13 protein-coding genes and 2 tRNA genes are annotated in these 16,149 nt (G+C 48.1%); 10 read left to right on the top strand and 5 right to left on the bottom strand.

All coding sequences use genetic code 11. From position 1 onward, the window contains the following. Positions 1-92: 92 nt before the first annotated feature. Positions 93-1,631: a serine hydrolase gene (locus HNR77_RS27465; RefSeq protein ID WP_184190948.1), complete on the bottom strand. Its 1,539-nt coding sequence runs from the start codon at positions 1,629-1,631 to the stop codon at positions 93-95. Positions 1,632-1,882: 251 nt separating this feature from the next. Here HNR77_RS27465 and HNR77_RS27460 point away from each other — a divergent pair, with 251 nt between their 5' ends. From HNR77_RS27460 to HNR77_RS27435, 6 genes are all read left to right on the top strand, one after another. Further along, a complete protein-coding gene (locus HNR77_RS27460; RefSeq protein WP_184190967.1) occupies positions 1,883-3,127 on the top strand; it encodes an outer membrane lipoprotein-sorting protein in 1,245 nt (414 codons plus the stop codon). 405 nt (positions 3,128-3,532) lie between these two features. Further along, on the top strand, positions 3,533-4,720 hold the full coding sequence (gene alr / locus HNR77_RS27455; protein ID WP_184190946.1) for an alanine racemase: 1,188 nt from the start codon (positions 3,533-3,535) through the stop codon (positions 4,718-4,720). A 259-nt stretch (positions 4,721-4,979) separates the two neighbouring features. Next, complete coding sequence (locus HNR77_RS27450; RefSeq protein WP_024630715.1) at positions 4,980-5,261, top strand: CopG family ribbon-helix-helix protein; 282 nt, start codon at positions 4,980-4,982, stop codon at positions 5,259-5,261. A 3-nt stretch (positions 5,262-5,264) separates the two neighbouring features. Next, complete coding sequence (locus tag HNR77_RS27445; RefSeq protein ID WP_024630714.1) at positions 5,265-5,615, top strand: type II toxin-antitoxin system PemK/MazF family toxin; 351 nt, start codon at positions 5,265-5,267, stop codon at positions 5,613-5,615. A 245-nt stretch (positions 5,616-5,860) separates the two neighbouring features. Beyond that, positions 5,861-8,050: an alpha-galactosidase gene (locus tag HNR77_RS27440; protein ID WP_184190945.1), complete on the top strand. Its 2,190-nt coding sequence runs from the start codon at positions 5,861-5,863 to the stop codon at positions 8,048-8,050. Between the two features lie 462 nt (positions 8,051-8,512). Further along, positions 8,513-10,726, top strand: a complete 2,214-nt coding sequence (locus tag HNR77_RS27435; RefSeq protein WP_311768684.1) for a Tex family protein — start codon at positions 8,513-8,515, stop codon at positions 10,724-10,726. Between the two features lie 738 nt (positions 10,727-11,464). Here HNR77_RS27435 and cmpA read toward each other — a convergent pair. Together cmpA and HNR77_RS27425 are read right to left on the bottom strand one after the other, a co-directional pair. Beyond that, on the bottom strand, positions 11,465-11,608 hold the full coding sequence (gene cmpA / locus HNR77_RS27430) for a cortex morphogenetic protein CmpA (protein ID WP_111270471.1): 144 nt from the start codon (positions 11,606-11,608) through the stop codon (positions 11,465-11,467). A gap of 580 nt (positions 11,609-12,188) precedes the next feature. After that, a complete protein-coding gene (locus tag HNR77_RS27425) occupies positions 12,189-12,539 on the bottom strand; it encodes a hydrolase/acyltransferase (RefSeq protein WP_111270472.1) in 351 nt (116 codons plus the stop codon). Between the two features lie 118 nt (positions 12,540-12,657). Between HNR77_RS27425 and HNR77_RS27420 the strand changes: the two genes are divergently transcribed. The 3 genes from HNR77_RS27420 (at position 12,658) to HNR77_RS27410 (ending at position 13,383) form a co-directional block, all read left to right on the top strand. Beyond that, on the top strand, positions 12,658-13,119 hold the full coding sequence (locus HNR77_RS27420) for a SprT family protein (RefSeq protein WP_184190942.1): 462 nt from the start codon (positions 12,658-12,660) through the stop codon (positions 13,117-13,119). 93 nt (positions 13,120-13,212) lie between these two features. After that, positions 13,213-13,288, top strand: a tRNA-Asn gene (locus HNR77_RS27415). Between the two features lie 6 nt (positions 13,289-13,294). Beyond that, positions 13,295-13,383, top strand: a tRNA-Ser gene (locus tag HNR77_RS27410). Positions 13,384-13,694: 311 nt separating this feature from the next. Here the strand turns inward: HNR77_RS27410 and HNR77_RS27405 are convergent. Further along, positions 13,695-14,393, bottom strand: a complete 699-nt coding sequence (locus tag HNR77_RS27405; RefSeq protein ID WP_184190940.1) for an ArsR/SmtB family transcription factor — start codon at positions 14,391-14,393, stop codon at positions 13,695-13,697. An 88-nt stretch (positions 14,394-14,481) separates the two neighbouring features. Between HNR77_RS27405 and HNR77_RS27400 the strand changes: the two genes are divergently transcribed. Next, positions 14,482-15,129 carry a flavin reductase family protein gene (locus HNR77_RS27400; protein WP_184190963.1) on the top strand — a complete coding sequence of 216 codons (648 nt, stop codon included), beginning with the start codon at positions 14,482-14,484 and terminating at the stop codon, positions 15,127-15,129. A gap of 119 nt (positions 15,130-15,248) precedes the next feature. Here HNR77_RS27400 and HNR77_RS27395 read toward each other — a convergent pair whose 3' ends face one another. Beyond that, positions 15,249-16,145, bottom strand: a complete 897-nt coding sequence (locus HNR77_RS27395) for a Cof-type HAD-IIB family hydrolase (RefSeq protein ID WP_184190938.1) — start codon at positions 16,143-16,145, stop codon at positions 15,249-15,251. Between the last annotated feature and the right edge of the window lie 4 nt (positions 16,146-16,149).

The raw sequence follows: 16,149 nt of genomic DNA, 5'->3' as shown, positions 1-16,149 counted from the left end.
TAAGCATAAAAAAAGAAGCCTTTAAAGGCTCCAGTAAACTTGTATTTGCTTGTGTTTCTCGTTTGCTGTACTCATTGGGCATACCTTGATGATTACTGAATTCTGGTAAATACAATCGGATTGGCATTGGCCTCAGGCACCAACGGAGCGGATACCGAGGCAGCTGGTACGGGCTGATTCTCGCTTACCTCAAATGTAAAATCCATCTCCAAGCCAAACAGGACCAGTGAGACAGAGAACGTATGCTTGCCAACATACTGCATAGGCATGTCGATGTTGTTGAATCTCGTTTGCAGCCCCTGATCTGTCTCATGCACAAGCAGTTCTCCATAACCAGGGTGCTGGTAAATTCCAGTATAAGTAGAAGCCGGGGCATCCAGAGGAAGTACAGCAGAGGTCTTCTCAGAGTTTGCTTCTTCATCTGCCTGTGCTTCTCCCTTAGTCAGTGTCTCTTTAAGCTGCTTCTGTGCTGGCTGGTCTACTTCTTGTTCTCCCTGTCCCATGAGTCTCAAAAGCGTGGAGGTCCAGTCCTTAGGCTCCAATCCGAGTACACAGTCCATAATATAAAAGGCAACCGTATAAGGGATAACACTTCCATTGGTGTTGCTTAAAACAACGATTCCGATCTGCTCATCCGGCAAAAAGGCAACTTGTGAAGCGAAACCGTCGATAGCTCCGCCGTGATGAATCATGGCGTGTCCTCGGTAAGGGTCTATCATCCACCCTAGGCCGTATGTGCTGATAGGCAGTTCTTTGCTGTGAAACGGAGAATCAGAAACCATCTGAGGCCGGTGAATTTCAGCCATCTGTTCTGTGGAAACGAGAGCTTTGTCCTGCCATTTGCCATGCTGTACCTGGAGCTGAAGCCATGCAGTCATATCCTTCAGGTTGCTGTTGATTGAGCCGGCAGGGCCAATTGTATCAATGACACGAAAAGGTATGCTCACGTTCTGCCCTTCCTGCTCCATGTAAGGCAGCGCGTAGTTCGCTTGCTCCTGCATTTCTTGGACCGTAAAGAGACTGGAGTTCATACCCAGCGGGGTTAACAATTGGTCTCGAACAACCTGCTCCCATGAAGTTCCCCTGAGGTGACCGATGAGATAACCAGCAGTCATGTACATCAGGTTTTGATACTGCCATTTACTGCGGAAGTTCTGGTTCGGTTCAAGGTAGCGCAGGCTGTGCACCAGTTCTTCTCTGGAGCGAGGGGAATTGTACCAGACCATTTCATGCCTTGGCAGACCTGAACGGTGACATAACATATCCCTCATGGTAAGGCGGTCTGTAGCAACCGGATCGAACATCTGGAAATCCTGCAAATAGCTTTTGACCGGTTGATCCCAGTCGAGCAGTCCCTCATCGACAAGCTGCGCCGCTGCTGTTGCGGTGAATGCTTTGGTGCTGGAGCCAATGGCAAACAGGGTATCAGATGTAACCTTCAGTTTTTTTTCCAGATCACGGTAGCCATATCCTTTGGACCAGATGACTTGATCCTTGTGAATGACAGCAACTGCTGTGCCAACACCCTTCCATTGTTCAAGCTGCTTGGTGACAAAGTTGTCTAATCCTTCAAGTTTATTTTGAAGTGGTGTGGCTGTGGCTGTGGTTTCAGTCGTAGATTTAATTGTCATTTCCATCCCTCCATTCTGAGAACCTATGGAATCGATTACGCCTTTATTCATTATCCCTGTTTTGGATAAAATTCTCATCCTTCTCAAGACGGATCTGCTTCTCAGTCCTGAGGTTTTCACCGTTTCGGGCATTGCTTGTCAAACTAGTCCGCATATATCGAACAAGTCCCTCATAACATGTACTAATCAAGTAGGGGTTCTGCTGTATGCACAATCCTGAAGTGAAAACATGTGCTAAAGGGGATGATGTCATGCGCCGAATATCATGGATGCTTGCCATGGTATTGGTCTTATCGGCCTTACTTGCCGCCTGCGGGAAGAAGGATGCGGCAGCTGTGGTCAAAGATCTGAATGAAGTCGTGGGAGAGATGGAAAGTTACCAGGGAGCAGGTGTCATGACACTGCATACTGGAGAAACACCGCAGCAGTATAAGGTCGAGGTGTGGCATCAGAAGCCGTCCTATTATCGTATTGCACTTACAAATGCCAAAAAGGATGTTACACAGATTGTGCTTCGTAATGATGAAGGTGTATTTGTACTGACACCGAGTCAGAACAAAAGCTTCCGCTTCCAAAGCGATTGGCCGGATAATCAGGGTCAGGTTTACTTGTATGAAACGTTGATTCGAAGCATTACCGGAGATAAAACTCGGCAGTTTGCGGATGAAAAAGAGAGCTATGTATTTGATGTCGCTGCCAACTACAATACACATGCACTGGTCAGACAGAAAATCTGGCTGAATAAAAGTGATTACGCTCCGAAACAGGTGGAGGTATCCGACTCCAACGCTAATGTCGTTGTGGACGTGAAGTTTGACAGCTTCAAATTTGGAGCTGATTTTGGCAAAGATGCTTTTGACATGCAGCGGAATATGACGGCTGCAACGGAAGAGGGAAATAAAACAGGAACCGGAACTGGAACTGGAACTGGAACTGGAACAGATGCAGGTGCAGCTCCTGCAGAGAAGACCGATGATGCAGGCGCACAACAGCCTGCCAATCCTCAGACGCCGGATGCCGACGGAGCAGTTACTGACGGACAGTCAGGTGTAAGCGATGGAACGAAGCCGCAAGGAACTGAAAATCATGAAGGATCAGCAGGGGCAACCAGTGAGCAGGGAAGCGAAGAGCCTACCTCAGCTGCACCGAATGAATCAGACAGCTTTGGCGTCATTCAACCGACTTATGCACCCGAAGGAGTCAAGCTGAAGGATGATCAGATTTTGGAGGAAGCCGGGGATTATTCCGTCCTGCTTCGCTACGAGGGCACATATAACTACACGATATTTGAAGCAAGACCTCAGGATCGTGCCGTGTCTCTTGCTCCTTCACGTCTGGTTGATCTCGGATTCACCGCAGGTATGATTAGCGGAGATGCTTTACAGACGCTGACATGGACCGTTGATGGTGTGGAATACCGGATTACCAGCGCGGATTTGCCTGAGAATGAGATGGTGCGTATCGCGACCTCCATGCAGGAAGAGTCAGGCAAATAAAAAGGACACGCATAGCGGTCTTGTCGTAAGGAATGCTATAGAGCATCGGAGACGTCGTTTCTCTGGTGCTCTGTTTCATTTCTACGATGCTCTGTTTCGTTTCAGTTAAGTACAGAAGATGCTGGCAGGTTCAGTCCAAAATAAACAAAATACGCTTCTATGCGGACTGAAGCGGGTAATATGTTGATGTAAGCAGAATATATTTGAGGTGACTCCATATGCGGGTATACCATCAGGTTATATTGCTTATTGCTCTTCTTCTGTGCTTGATTAGGGTCACAACCAGGCTCCTGCAGCATAGGTTCACAGCTGTGAAATTTCTGTTCATTTGACAGTCACATGCTGTAGCATTACGATGGAGTCTGACGTGAGCCGGATTAAGAAGACTAGAGAAGGTGACTTAACGTGCAAGGACAATATCGGCCGACCCAGGTAGAGATTAATTTGGATCATTTGCGAAGCAACGTAACAGCTTTCCGCGAGGCTTTGCCTCAGAGGACAAAATTTCTCGCCTGTGTTAAAGCCAACGCATATGGGCATGGCGCGGTGGAGATGGCCCGAGAACTGGAACGACTGGGTGTGGATTATTTAAGCGTGGCCTTTCTTGACGAAGCGCTTGAACTGCGTCTGCACGGGATTACAAGTCCGATTCTGGTATTGGGGTATACACCGCCTGAAGGTGTTGCTGCAGCTTGGCAGCATAATGTGACCATCACATTGTTTAGCAGAGATGTGCTTGAGGCAATTAGACAACAAGATGCCAGCTGCTTTGCCAATAAGCTGAAAGTGCATATCAAAATTGACAGTGGCATGGGCAGACTGGGTCTGCTGCCTGGTCATGAGGCCATTGAATTTATTCAGGAAGTGTCCTCCATGGAGCAGGTTATGCTTGAAGGCATGTTCACTCATTATGCCAAAGCAGATGAACAAGACAAGACCTATACACTGGAACAGTATCAACGGTTCCAGAGCGTTGCACAGACGCTCTGGGATCAGGGATGTGTCATCCCGATTATACATACGGCGAACAGTGCCGCTGCCATTGATACACCTGAATTATCGTATGATATGGTCCGTGTGGGCATCAGCCTTTATGGGCTGTACCCTTCCACTGAGGTGAATCATCAGGCAGTGAAGCTGCTCCCGGTATTGACACTGAAGACCAAAGCGGTTCTGGTCAAAACACTGCCCCCTCATTGGGGAATCAGTTATGGAACCCGTTATTTTACGCAGGAAAATGAACGAATAGCGACCTTGCCTATCGGTTATGCAGATGGATTCTCAAGAATGCTGACGGGCAAAGCACAAGTCCTTGTGCGTGGCCGCCGCGTTCCTGTTGTCGGTACAATCTGCATGGACCAGTGTATGGTGTCGCTGCAATCTTTCGCACAGGAAGCGGAAGAAATTCAAGCCGGCGAAGAGGTTGTTCTCATCGGTCACCAGTTGGATGGAGTCATTACCGCCAGCGAGGTGGCAGACCAGCTAGGTACGATTGACTATGAAGTGATCTGCATGATGGCTCATCGCATTCCACGGGTCTATATCCGTGATGGTGAGGTAGTCGCCAGAATGAATCCGCTTTTGACAATCTGATTCGCTAATTGGACACGATTACCGGTAAACTTTTTTTCAGAACAGAAGGAAAACTGTCGCCACATCGCGAAATATGTACGATATTCGGAATAAAATCCTGAAATGCGATGTTTGGTCTGTACGAATAATGTTTCCCGTGTTTATAATGGAGTACAGCATACTTGATATACGCGGGGCATATATATTCCTTTGTATAAAAGTTCTGGAAAAGCGTAATACTGGTTCACAATGGCGAAAGGTTTGTGGGGGTGGAAGAAAGGTGGCCAACTTGCAGAACACCAAGCGGATTATGATCAGTTTGCCTGATTATCTTTTGCAGGAAGTGGATGGCATCGTAGCGCTGGAGAATTCCAACCGCAGCGAATTGATTAGGCAAGCGATGAAGCTGTACTTGACGGAGCGGAAGAAACGTTATATCCGTGAATCAATGCAGCGAGGGTACATGGAGATGGCGAAGATTAATCTGACCATGGCATCCGAAGCCTTTCACGCGGAGGAAGATGCGGACAGCACTCTGGACCGCTTAGTTAGCGGGGTGTAGACAGTGATCGTAAAACGTGGTGACGTTTTTTTTGCGGATCTTTCTCCCGTTGTCGGTTCCGAGCAAGGTGGAGTCAGGCCGGTTCTGGTGATCCAGAACGATATCGGCAACCGGTTCAGTCCAACCTGTATCGTGGCGGCTATAACCGCTCAGATTCAGAAGGCAAAGCTGCCGACGCATGTCGAGATTGATGCGGCTGCTCATGGCTTTGACCGGGACTCGGTGATTTTGCTCGAACAGATTCGGACGATTGATAAGCAGAGGCTGACTGACAAAATTACGCATTTGGATGAAGAGACCATGAAACTGGTCAACGAAGCGTTGCAGATCAGCTTGGGCTTAATTGATTTCTAGGTCGATAACATAGCGCTGTATGCGCTTTGTCGACTGTTCGTGGACAACGGATGTTCCTGCGAAGGAACACACAATTTCAGAATGTAACCAAGAGAGCGTATGATACCTTAGAGAGGTGTTGTACGCTCTTTTGGTTAAGCGAGATGAAATATTTGAAAGCGTAGAACATTGAGAAGCTTTTCGTTATAATGAAACCTGAGAAACCGTTTACCCGAAAGACCTATATAGATAGATGGAGGAGACATATGAGCATTTACATCAATCAAGAGAAACTTCAGTTCCATTTACAGACCCGTGAGGCGAGTTACGTGCTTCAAGTGCTGCCTTCGGGATATCTGGTGCATTTGTATTATGGCAAAAAATTGCGTGATACCGACCTGAGCTGGCTTCATGTACGGACCGAAAGAGCGTCCTTCAGCCCGAACCCGGTGCCTGAGGATCGCACGATCTCGTTCGACACCCTGCCAGTGGAGCTGCCCGTCTATGGTACGAGTGATTTCCGCAATCCGGCAGTTCAACTGGAACTGGAGAATGGCTCATCGGTATCCGAATTTACGTATAAAGGCCACCGAGTGGTTAAGGGGAAAGAGGCGTTAGCGGGACTGCCTGCAACGTATGTTGAATCCGAGGATGAAGCAGACACGCTGATTATTGAGATGCAGGACAAAGTGTCAGGCGTTAAAATTGAACTGATGTATACTGCGTTTACTGCTTTTAATGCAATTACACGTTCTATGCGTATCGTTAATGAGAGCGCTAATGTGGTGAATGTGCTTCGGGCTCTCAGTTCTTCAGTAGATCTGCCGCATGCGGATTATGAGCTGCTGCAGCTCTCGGGTGCATGGACCCGTGAACGTGATATCGTTCGCCGTCCGCTCGCCTCCGGTTTGCAGGGCATTGAGAGCCGTCGCGGCGCCAGCAGCCATCAGCAGAATCCGTTTATCGCCCTGATGACACCGGGAACGGACGAAGATCATGGCGAAGTTTACGGCTTCAGTCTGGTATACAGCGGAAGCTTTACCGCACAGGCAGAAGTGGACCAGTTCTTTACAACGCGTGTATCACTCGGTATCAATCCGTTTGAGTTCAGCTGGAAGCTTGAGCCGCAGGAATCGTTCCAGACACCGGAGACGGTGATGGTTTACTCTGCAGCAGGTCTGGATGGCATGTCCCAATCCTACCACGAGCTGTACCGGGAACGTCTGGCACGCGGTAAATTCCGCAATGCAGAGCGTCCGGTGCTGGTGAACAACTGGGAGGCGACGTATTTTAATTTCAATGCGGACAAAATCGAGCAGATTGCGCGTGCCGGTCAACAGCTCGGCATTGAATTGTTCGTGCTGGACGATGGCTGGTTTGGCCACCGGGACAGTGATAACTCGTCGTTAGGGGACTGGATTGTAGACAAGAACAAGCTTCCACAAGGGCTGGATGACCTCGCTAACCGTGTAACAGGTCTTGATATGCAGTTTGGTCTGTGGTTCGAGCCAGAGATGATCTCGCCGGACAGTGAGCTGTATCGTGCGCATCCCGACTGGTGTCTGCATGTGCCGGATCGCCGCCGCACTGAAGGAAGACAGCAGCTTGTGCTGGACTTCTCCCGTCAGGATGTGCGTGACGAAATTGTGCGCATGCTGTCTGATGTTCTGGGGTCTGCACCAATTACTTATGTGAAATGGGACATGAACCGAAGCATGACAGAGGTGGGCTCTGCCTTGCTCCCGGCTGACAGACAGCGTGAAACAGCTCATCGCTACATGCTCGGACTGTATGAGGTGATGGAGCGTATCGTTACAGCCTTCCCGAATATTTTGTTCGAAAGCTGCTCCGGCGGTGGTGGACGTTTTGACCCGGGTATGCTGTATTACATGCCTCAGGCATGGACGAGCGATAACACGGATGCAATTTCCCGTTTGCGGATTCAATATGGGACAAGTCTTGTATATCCTGTAAGCTCGATGGGATCACATATTTCAGCAGTGCCTAACCATCAGGTGAACCGCATCACGTCTTTGGAGATTCGCGGCCATGTCGCTATGTCGGGCAATTTCGGGTATGAGCTGGATCTGACCAAGTTCACAGAAGAAGAGAAGGCCATTGTGAAGGCACAGGTTGAGCTGTACAAGGAAATTCGCAGCACCGTGCAATATGGTAAGTTCCGCCGTCTGCTTAGCCCATTTGAAGGCAACGAGACAGCATGGATGTTCATTGCACCGGACGGCAGTGAAGTGATTGTATTCTACTTCCGTGTTCTCTCTGAACCGAATGCACCGCTTCAGCGTCTGAAGTTGAAAGGACTTGATCCCGATGCGGACTATCGTCTGAAAGGCGGATCAGAGACATTTACTGGTGATGCCTTGATGTATGGCGGTATCGCCGTGGGTAGCGAGTCTGGAGATTATTTGAGCGAAATGTTCCGATTTGAGCGTGTGTAAATAACTTGAACTAGAGATTTTACACAGTCCACTCCGATGACAGAATAACCTTCCATTCGCTGTTATCCCCAGATTTTTTGATTCCCTCTCTATAGGGAAAAATCCGGTGATAAAGGGTAACGCTACGCTATTCCAGGTTTTTTCTGTCCTCTCCGTTAACGTGTAAAAGAAATTTTCAACTTATTTAGATGAATTGGTTATTTTGAAGAAGACCCGAGGATGTCATTATGGCATTCCCGGTCTTTTTTTCGTTCAACGGGGAAGGATGTTGAGGAGTGTAACAACGCAATAGGATGAATGCCTGCGGAAGGATAGAAAATTCAGCGTGATTTTGTGATAATATAGGGTAGAGTGTGAACTAAGCCGCATGAGCTTGGAGATGTAACTAATACTGTTATTACAGCAGCAGAGCTGCCCTGAAATGAGAAGCATGAAGTATTCAGGAAGGAAAGAGGGATTTATTTGTCTGATCAGGAAACGGTTCTGGGACCCAATGAAGAAGCATTAAAGGCGGAACGCCAAGAACGAATTATCAAACAGGTAGCCAAGGAACTGTCACTGTCTTTGAAGCAGGTTCGTACGACATCCGAGCTGCTGGACGAAGGCAATACCATTCCGTTTATCGCGCGTTACCGTAAAGAAATGACTGGAGAACTGGATGAGAACCAGCTGCGCCAGATCGAAGAGAGACTCGTGTATCTTCGTAATCTGGAGGACCGTAAGCTGGAGGTCATTCGTATCATAGACGAGCAGGGCAAGCTGACGAAAGAGCTGGCGAAATCCATTACGCAAGCTGTAAAGCTGCAGGAAGTGGAGGATCTGTACCGTCCGTATCGTCAGAAACGGAAAACTCGTGCCAGTGTGGCCAAAGAAAAAGGTCTGGAGCCGCTTGCGGTGTGGATCTGGGGACAGCCTAAGCAGGGAGATGTTCTTCAAGAGGCTGCACGTTACATCAATGCAGAACTGGGTGTTGACGATGCGGAGTCTGCCTTGCAAGGCGCCAAGGACATTCTCGCCGAGAACATTGCCGATGATGCAGCTATTCGTGCCTGGATTCGCAGATATACGCTCGATCATGGTCAGCTTACTTCAGAGGCTAAAGATACCGAGCAGGAGTCGGTATACGAGAACTATTACAGCTATCGTGAATTAGCGAAAAAAATGCCGCCGCACCGGATTCTGGCAATTAACCGCGGAGAACGTGAAGGCATTCTCAAGGTGGGGCTTGATGTTCCTTCCGAGCCGGCTCACCGTCATATGGAAGGCCAGATTATCCGCGGAGCTTCTGCGGTACAGGACATTTTGCGAGCTGTGATTGAGGATGCATACAAACGGTTGATTGCACCGTCCATTGAGCGTGAAGTGCGCGCGGAGCTTACGGAAAAAGGTGAGAATCAGGCGATTTCGGTATTCTCCGCAAATCTGCGTAATCTGCTGTTGCAGCCACCAATTCATGGGAAACGCGTACTTGGTGTCGATCCCGCGTATCGTACAGGCTGTAAACTGGCGGTTGTAGACGATACAGGCAAACTGCTGGAAGTAGCAGTAACTTATCCAACACCTCCGCATAACAAGAAACGGGAAGCGGCAGAAGTATTCCACCGTTTGATCAAGCAGTACGATATCGGATTGATTGTTATCGGTAACGGTACCGGGTCACGTGAGACCGAGCAGTTTGTAGCCGAGATTATTCATGAGAATGGTGACGAGAGTCTGGTTTACCTGATTGTAAACGAGGCAGGTGCTAGTGTGTACTCCGCCTCCAAGCTGGCCCAGGAGGAGTTTCCTGATCTGGACGTGGCTGAACGCAGTGCCGCATCTATTGCACGCCGGGTGCAGGACCCGCTGGCTGAGCTGGTGAAAATTGATCCAAAAGCAATCGGTGTAGGGCAGTATCAGCATGACGTATCCCAGAAGGTTCTGGAAGAGAGCCTGAAGGCCGTTGTGGAATCCGCAGTTAACCATGTCGGCGTGGATGTGAACACGGCTTCACCGTCCTTGCTGTCTTATGTAGCCGGAGTTAATGCAACCATTGCCAAAAACATCGTTAAATATCGAGAAGAGAACGGACGCTTCACAAACCGTCGCCAGCTGCAGAAGGTTCCTCGTCTTGGTGCCAAAACGTATGAGCAGTGCGTTGGTTTCATGCGCATCTCGGAAGGGGAAAACCCGCTGGATCGCACGCCAATTCACCCTGAGTCATATAAGGTTGTAGACCAGCTGTTCAAGGAGCTTCAGATCGAGCTGGACAAGCTCGGAAGCAAAGAGTTATCTGTGCTGCTGTCTGAACAGCAGACAGAGCAGTTGGCTGTGAAGCTCAATGTAGGTGTGCCTACACTACGCGACATTCTGGACAGCTTGCAGCGTCCTGGGCGCGATCCGCGTGAAGAAATGCCGCTGCCAATCTTCCGTACGGACGTGTTGAAAATCGAAGATCTGGTGGAAGGTATGGAACTGCAGGGTACCGTGCGCAACGTAATTGACTTCGGTGCTTTCGTTGACATCGGCATCAAGAGTGACGGGCTGGTCCATATATCTCAACTGAGTAACGGATATGTAAAACATCCGATGGATGTCGTATCTGTTGGCGATAATGTAACGGTCTGGGTTCTGAATGTGGATACGAAAAAAGGCCGTGTCGGCCTGACCATGAAAAAACCTGCTTCTGCTAAGTAATTTTTTGGATGGAAAATAAGGCGTATTCCGATGCATAAGCTTGAATGAGCGGACACCAAGCATGACGTGAGCAGGTATTGCGTTGTGCGAACACGGAGTAGATCAGGAATGTGGCATGATGCGATGTGCGGGCACGGAGTAGGGGAATATAAGGCCCTATGAGGTGTGCGCATGGCGTAAAGTAAAGATGTAATATGATGCGATGTGTGGGCACGGAGTAGGGGAATATAAGGCCCTATGAGGTGTGCGCATGGCGTAAAGTGAAGCAGTAATATGATGCGATGTGTGGGCACGGAGTAGGGGAATATAAGGCCCTATGAGGTGTGCGCATGGCGTAAAGTAAAGAAGTAATATGATGCGATGTGTGGGCACGGAGAGGGTAAATGTGGTCCTATGGGGTGTGCGCATGGCGTAAGTGAAGATGTAATATGATGTGATGTGTGGGCGTGGTGCGGTTGATGTAAAGCGTACTGAGCATGTCTAGCATGTTGTATTGTAGCGTATGAAAGGGCACAGCCTTCCCGATTCGGGAAGGCTGTTTGTACTTAAGTATTCGCGTTCGTCATGCTCGGATAGGAAATGGATGATTATATTGGACAATGGCATGGTATGGAGGAGACGCTCAAGCTTTGAGGTGAGGTGCTCGGCGAGATGCTGCAGAGTAAGGAGACCAACTCGAATTAAAAAATCAAGTTAAAGCAGAAATCATCAGTAGATAGCCAGCTCTTTTAGGCCAGCTTAAATTTCATTCTCCACGCTGCGCTGTGAACCGTTCGCAGGTTTGCTGCGATAGAAATACCAGCATTCGTTCAGCAGCTTGATCTGGCGACTGTCCTTTTTGTGAAACGCTCGCATAAGCTGGTTGCAGAGCCATTGAGGCAAAGGAACCTCCTCCTTTTGCATAATTCATATGTACGTTAGCATATGTAGCAATAGCCTGGACTGTGCGAGATTACTCAAGGTCAGCTGAAAATGAAAAGGTCACATAAGATGGATCATTTGGAATGGACATTACTTTCAAATTCTAACGATCTCCAGAAACGCTATTTGGCTGAAATTAAACGCTTTTGTTTTCTAACGATCTCAGGAAAGCTTATTTGGGCAAATCGGTGTAAAAATGGGCGTTTATCGTGGGTTTTGAGCAAAATAAGGTTTCTGGTGATCGTTACATTTTTAGAGAACCCTATTTAGCCTAAATAAGCTCATCTGAGATCGTTAAAAAATAAGGTGTGGGGAACAGGCTTTGAAATTACTCTCACCCAACCCAACCTATACTTTGCTCAGACCTGAGCCCAACGCGGCAGTCACACGTTAAGATACCTCCAGCTCAGACAAAGCATGGTCATGTTCAATATTGTTCAGTATTGCGAGGTTGTTATCCTGAAGAAATCTATGAGCGGCTGGATGAAAAAAAAGCGCATCACCCTGATCAGAGGCGGCACGCTTTGCATTTTGACGAACATTATTCCATTTCTTCCTCATACCATTGTTCCAGCTGGGCTTGTAACGCCCGAATCTCGGTTAACAGGGAGATCAGCGGATAATTGCTTTCACGCAGAGCGGCGAAACGCTCTTCAAGAGCATTGATATAATCAAGGCCGCCGATAATGGACAAGTCTTCGTTCAGTAGGTCAAGCTGATCACATTCGGCGATAGCCCAGGGCAAAACGGGTACATCTGCTGCAGTGAGTTTATCAATTTCCTTGTGCAGACGCAGATTAAGTGCACTGAGTTGGTAAGCATAGTCCGCAGGCATTTCAACAAACTGCAATTGCTGCCCCTGCTGCAGGATGACATAGCGCATTGTAGGCATAACGAGTATTAATCTCCCCTCATACATTCTACTTGACAGTGTAGCCTACGAAACGGTTAAAATTCAAGTATTGTGCCGGAAAAACAAACGCGCCGAGGGGGTGCAGAAGGGAACAACGATGGAAAACAAGGAACTGCAGCAATGGATTGAGCAGATTTCACTGGAGCACTTCGGGGTTCCGTTCACCCATGAGGCGATTTTCAACCGTCGTCTGACGACAACAGGCGGGCGTTACATGCTCAAGAGCCATCGAATTGAAATTAATCCGCATCAGCTGGAAGTGTACGGAAAAGACGAGGTCGAAAAAATTATTAAACACGAGCTGTGCCACTATCATCTGCACATCCGAGGACGGGGGTATCAGCATCGTGACCCTGAATTCAAGGCGCTTTTGCAGAAAGTTGGCGGCTCAAGGTTCTGTCAATCACTCCCCGGAGATAAGGGCAGAAAACCGCTGCCATATCGATACAAGCTGTTGTGCAGGAGCTGTGGTATGGAATATTTGCGTAAACGAAAAATAGACCCTAAACGTTATCGCTGCGGTCGATGCTCGGGAAAATTGACACTTCAAAACATCTGATCTGGCACTTTTTAAATCGGTTGTAAAAATTGATGAAAGGCATGTTGACTTGAATTATTAATCATGATAAATTAATGTTATTCAAGTTAATTTTCCCTGATAGCTCAGTTGGTAGAGCACTCGACTGTTAATCGAGTTGTCACAGGTTCGAGTCCTGTTCGGGGAGCCATTTCTTGGAGAGATACCCAAGTGGCTATAAGGGGACCCTCTGCTAAGGGGTTAGACTGCGTAAGCGGTGCGAGGGTTCGAATCCCTCTCTCTCCGTTCTGAAAATACTTCAATGCCAGAGATGAGAACCCTAAAGGTTCGTCGGAGCATAAGCTTCGATAGCGATACATCGCAGTCTCGAACAAAGTGAGAGTATCCCTCTCTCTCCGTTCTGAGAATACTTCAATGTCAGGGATGAGAACCCTAAAGGTTCGTCGGAGCATAAGCTTCGATAGCGATACATCGCAGTCTCGAACAAAGTGAGAGTATCCCTCTCCGTCTCCAATAAAATTTGAAACCTCTTCAAATGAATGAGTCAATCATTCATTTGAAGAGGTTTTTTTGGTTTTTTTTAGCGTGTAATCCGTCTACAGGGAAATTTCCAGCACCTCATATAAACCTGACTTCCCAGCCTCGGTTACTTCAATAGAGCGGCTTCCTGTTTTTTGACGAATCCAATTCAGTTCAAGTAATCGGTGAAAAAGCTGTTCACCAAGCAAACCGGATAGGTGATGACGGCGTTCGCTCCAGTCCAGACATTTACGAGCGATGGCCCGGCGTGATCCTGGCTTTGATTGAAGCTTGATTCCAAATGAGCTGAACCACTGCAATCCTTTCTCCGTGATTAGATAATTCTTACTTTGGGACTCTTTGGGTTCAACCAGATAACCTTTCTTAAGCAAAGTTTCACAGAGTGAAGTCCCGAGTTTCCCGGCCAGATGATTGTAACAGGTACGTGCATAGCTTAACTGCTGCAGCTGATTGGATTGCTTTAATGAGCGAATCTGTGCCGGTGGAGCGATGCTGGCCATTTTCTCAATCAGATCAGCAATCTCCTGGCTTGCGAGACGATAATACCGATGACGACCTTGCTGTTCTACTTGCAGTAATCCTCCAGCTACCAATTTAGCGAGATGATTACTTGCTGTTTGTGGACTGACACCTGCCATGTAGGCAAGTTCTCCTGCAGGCAACGCCCGTCCATCAAGCAAAGCGGCGAGGAATATAGAGCGACTTGTATCAGCAATAAGTGAGGCAACAACAGTGATATTCGGGTATGCATTCATACTTCGATGATAGCTGAACTAATGTTGTATTACAATGGGTTTTGAATTCTAATTATCCGAACAGGAGAGGTGTAAGGTGAGGAACAATATGCAACAGCACAGCACTACAAAACAAACTAGTGAATGGGATCAGACGGATCGGCATGAGTCCATTAATCCAAGTATTTTATACTACGGAACACCTGTCATCATTCTGAGCACATTAAATAAAGACGGGTCTACCAATCTTTCTCCACTATCGTCATCTTGGGCACTGGGAGACTGTCTTGTGCTGGGTGTTGGCACGCAGGGCAAAGCTTATGAAAACCTCTGTCGTCATCCCGAGTGTGTCATTAATCTGCCGGATGCCTCCATGTGGCGAAACGTTGAAGCGCTGGGGCGCACGACAGGAAGCTCACCTGTGCCCGAAGCTAAAAGACAGATGGGATATGCGTTTTGTCAGGATAAATTCACTGCAGCAGGATTGACATCTCAGCATTCGGTTCGGGTAGCGCCTGATAAAATAGCAGAATGTCCGCTTCAGATAGAAGCGGTTGTACAACATATGCGCCTCCCGGAGCATACACCGTTTATGGCGATTGTAGAAGTGAAAAAGGTGAAGGTACACGCCCATACTCGTCTGATCTCGGAGATCAACAGGATTGATCCGGAGCAATGGCATCCATTGATTTATAATTTCCGTCATTATTACGGGCTGGGAGAGAGACAGGGAGAAAATTTTCGGGCAGAGAAATAGCTGGAGAATGAGGGGGATTGAGAGCGCGAGCGAGAGGACACTACTTAACATGTGGCTGAATAACAAACAAGCACAGGCTCGGTTAACGAGTCTGTGCTTGTTTCCACTATAATGACCTTTTACTGGCCTTCGGAAACAATGGTTTCCACAGGAGCGATAGGTTTGCCTTCGAGTAAGCTATAGATGGCATGAGCGACACCGTGCTCAACATTGGTGCGTGTGATCGCTTTAGCCATGGCGCGAATCTCAGGTTCAGCGTTGCCCATCGCAATGCCGAGTCCTGCCATTTGCAGCATGGAAACATCATTGAAGTTATCGCCGATAGCGGCGGTGTCCTGCATAGAGATATTCAGGTGTTCTGCCAGCTTCGTAAGGGCATTGCCCTTGGATACATCCGGGTGCTGCATCTCGAAGTTATGCTCAAAGGATACAACCATGGCAACATCGGATCTGGAGGAGAAGTGCTCGCGTCCGGCTTTGACTTTTTCCGGATTCATGGAGAAGGCCATAATGTTATAGATACAAGCTTCTGCCGGAATTTCGAGATGGTTTTTCACACGGTGATAGTCTTTTTTGTTGTAATGTTTTTTGATGGAATGGATCATGCGCTCGATATCTTCGCCGGGTTTTGAACCTAAAACACGTTCCAGCTCGGCAAGCATTGCTTCGTGAGTGCTGATGGCTGCGTAAATACCCATCTGAGTCGAAGCTTCATAATAAATTTGCTCATCCTCCAGCCATTGCATGACAGACGCTGCTGTGTCACGTTCCAGCGGAAGGTGGAATAAGCGTTCTCCGTTCTCGTCATGAATGGTTGCACCGTTGGAGCCGATAATCGGGGTTTTGATTCCGCCCTGGCGGCTGATGTCAACAACATCTGAATATACACGTCCTGTTGCGATGGTAACTTTCATGCCAGTCTGCTGTGCTTTTTGAACAGCCTCTGCGTTTTCACGGCTAATCTGGCTATCTCGATTCAGCAGCGTTCCATCCAGATCGGTAGCAAATAATTTCATATCT

It is taken from the genome of Paenibacillus sp. JGP012 (assembly GCF_014203995.1).
Lineage (GTDB): Bacteria > Bacillota > Bacilli > Paenibacillales > Paenibacillaceae > Paenibacillus > Paenibacillus silvae.
Note: the sequence above shows the minus strand (reverse complement) of the source record. Positions and strands in the feature narration are given on the sequence as shown.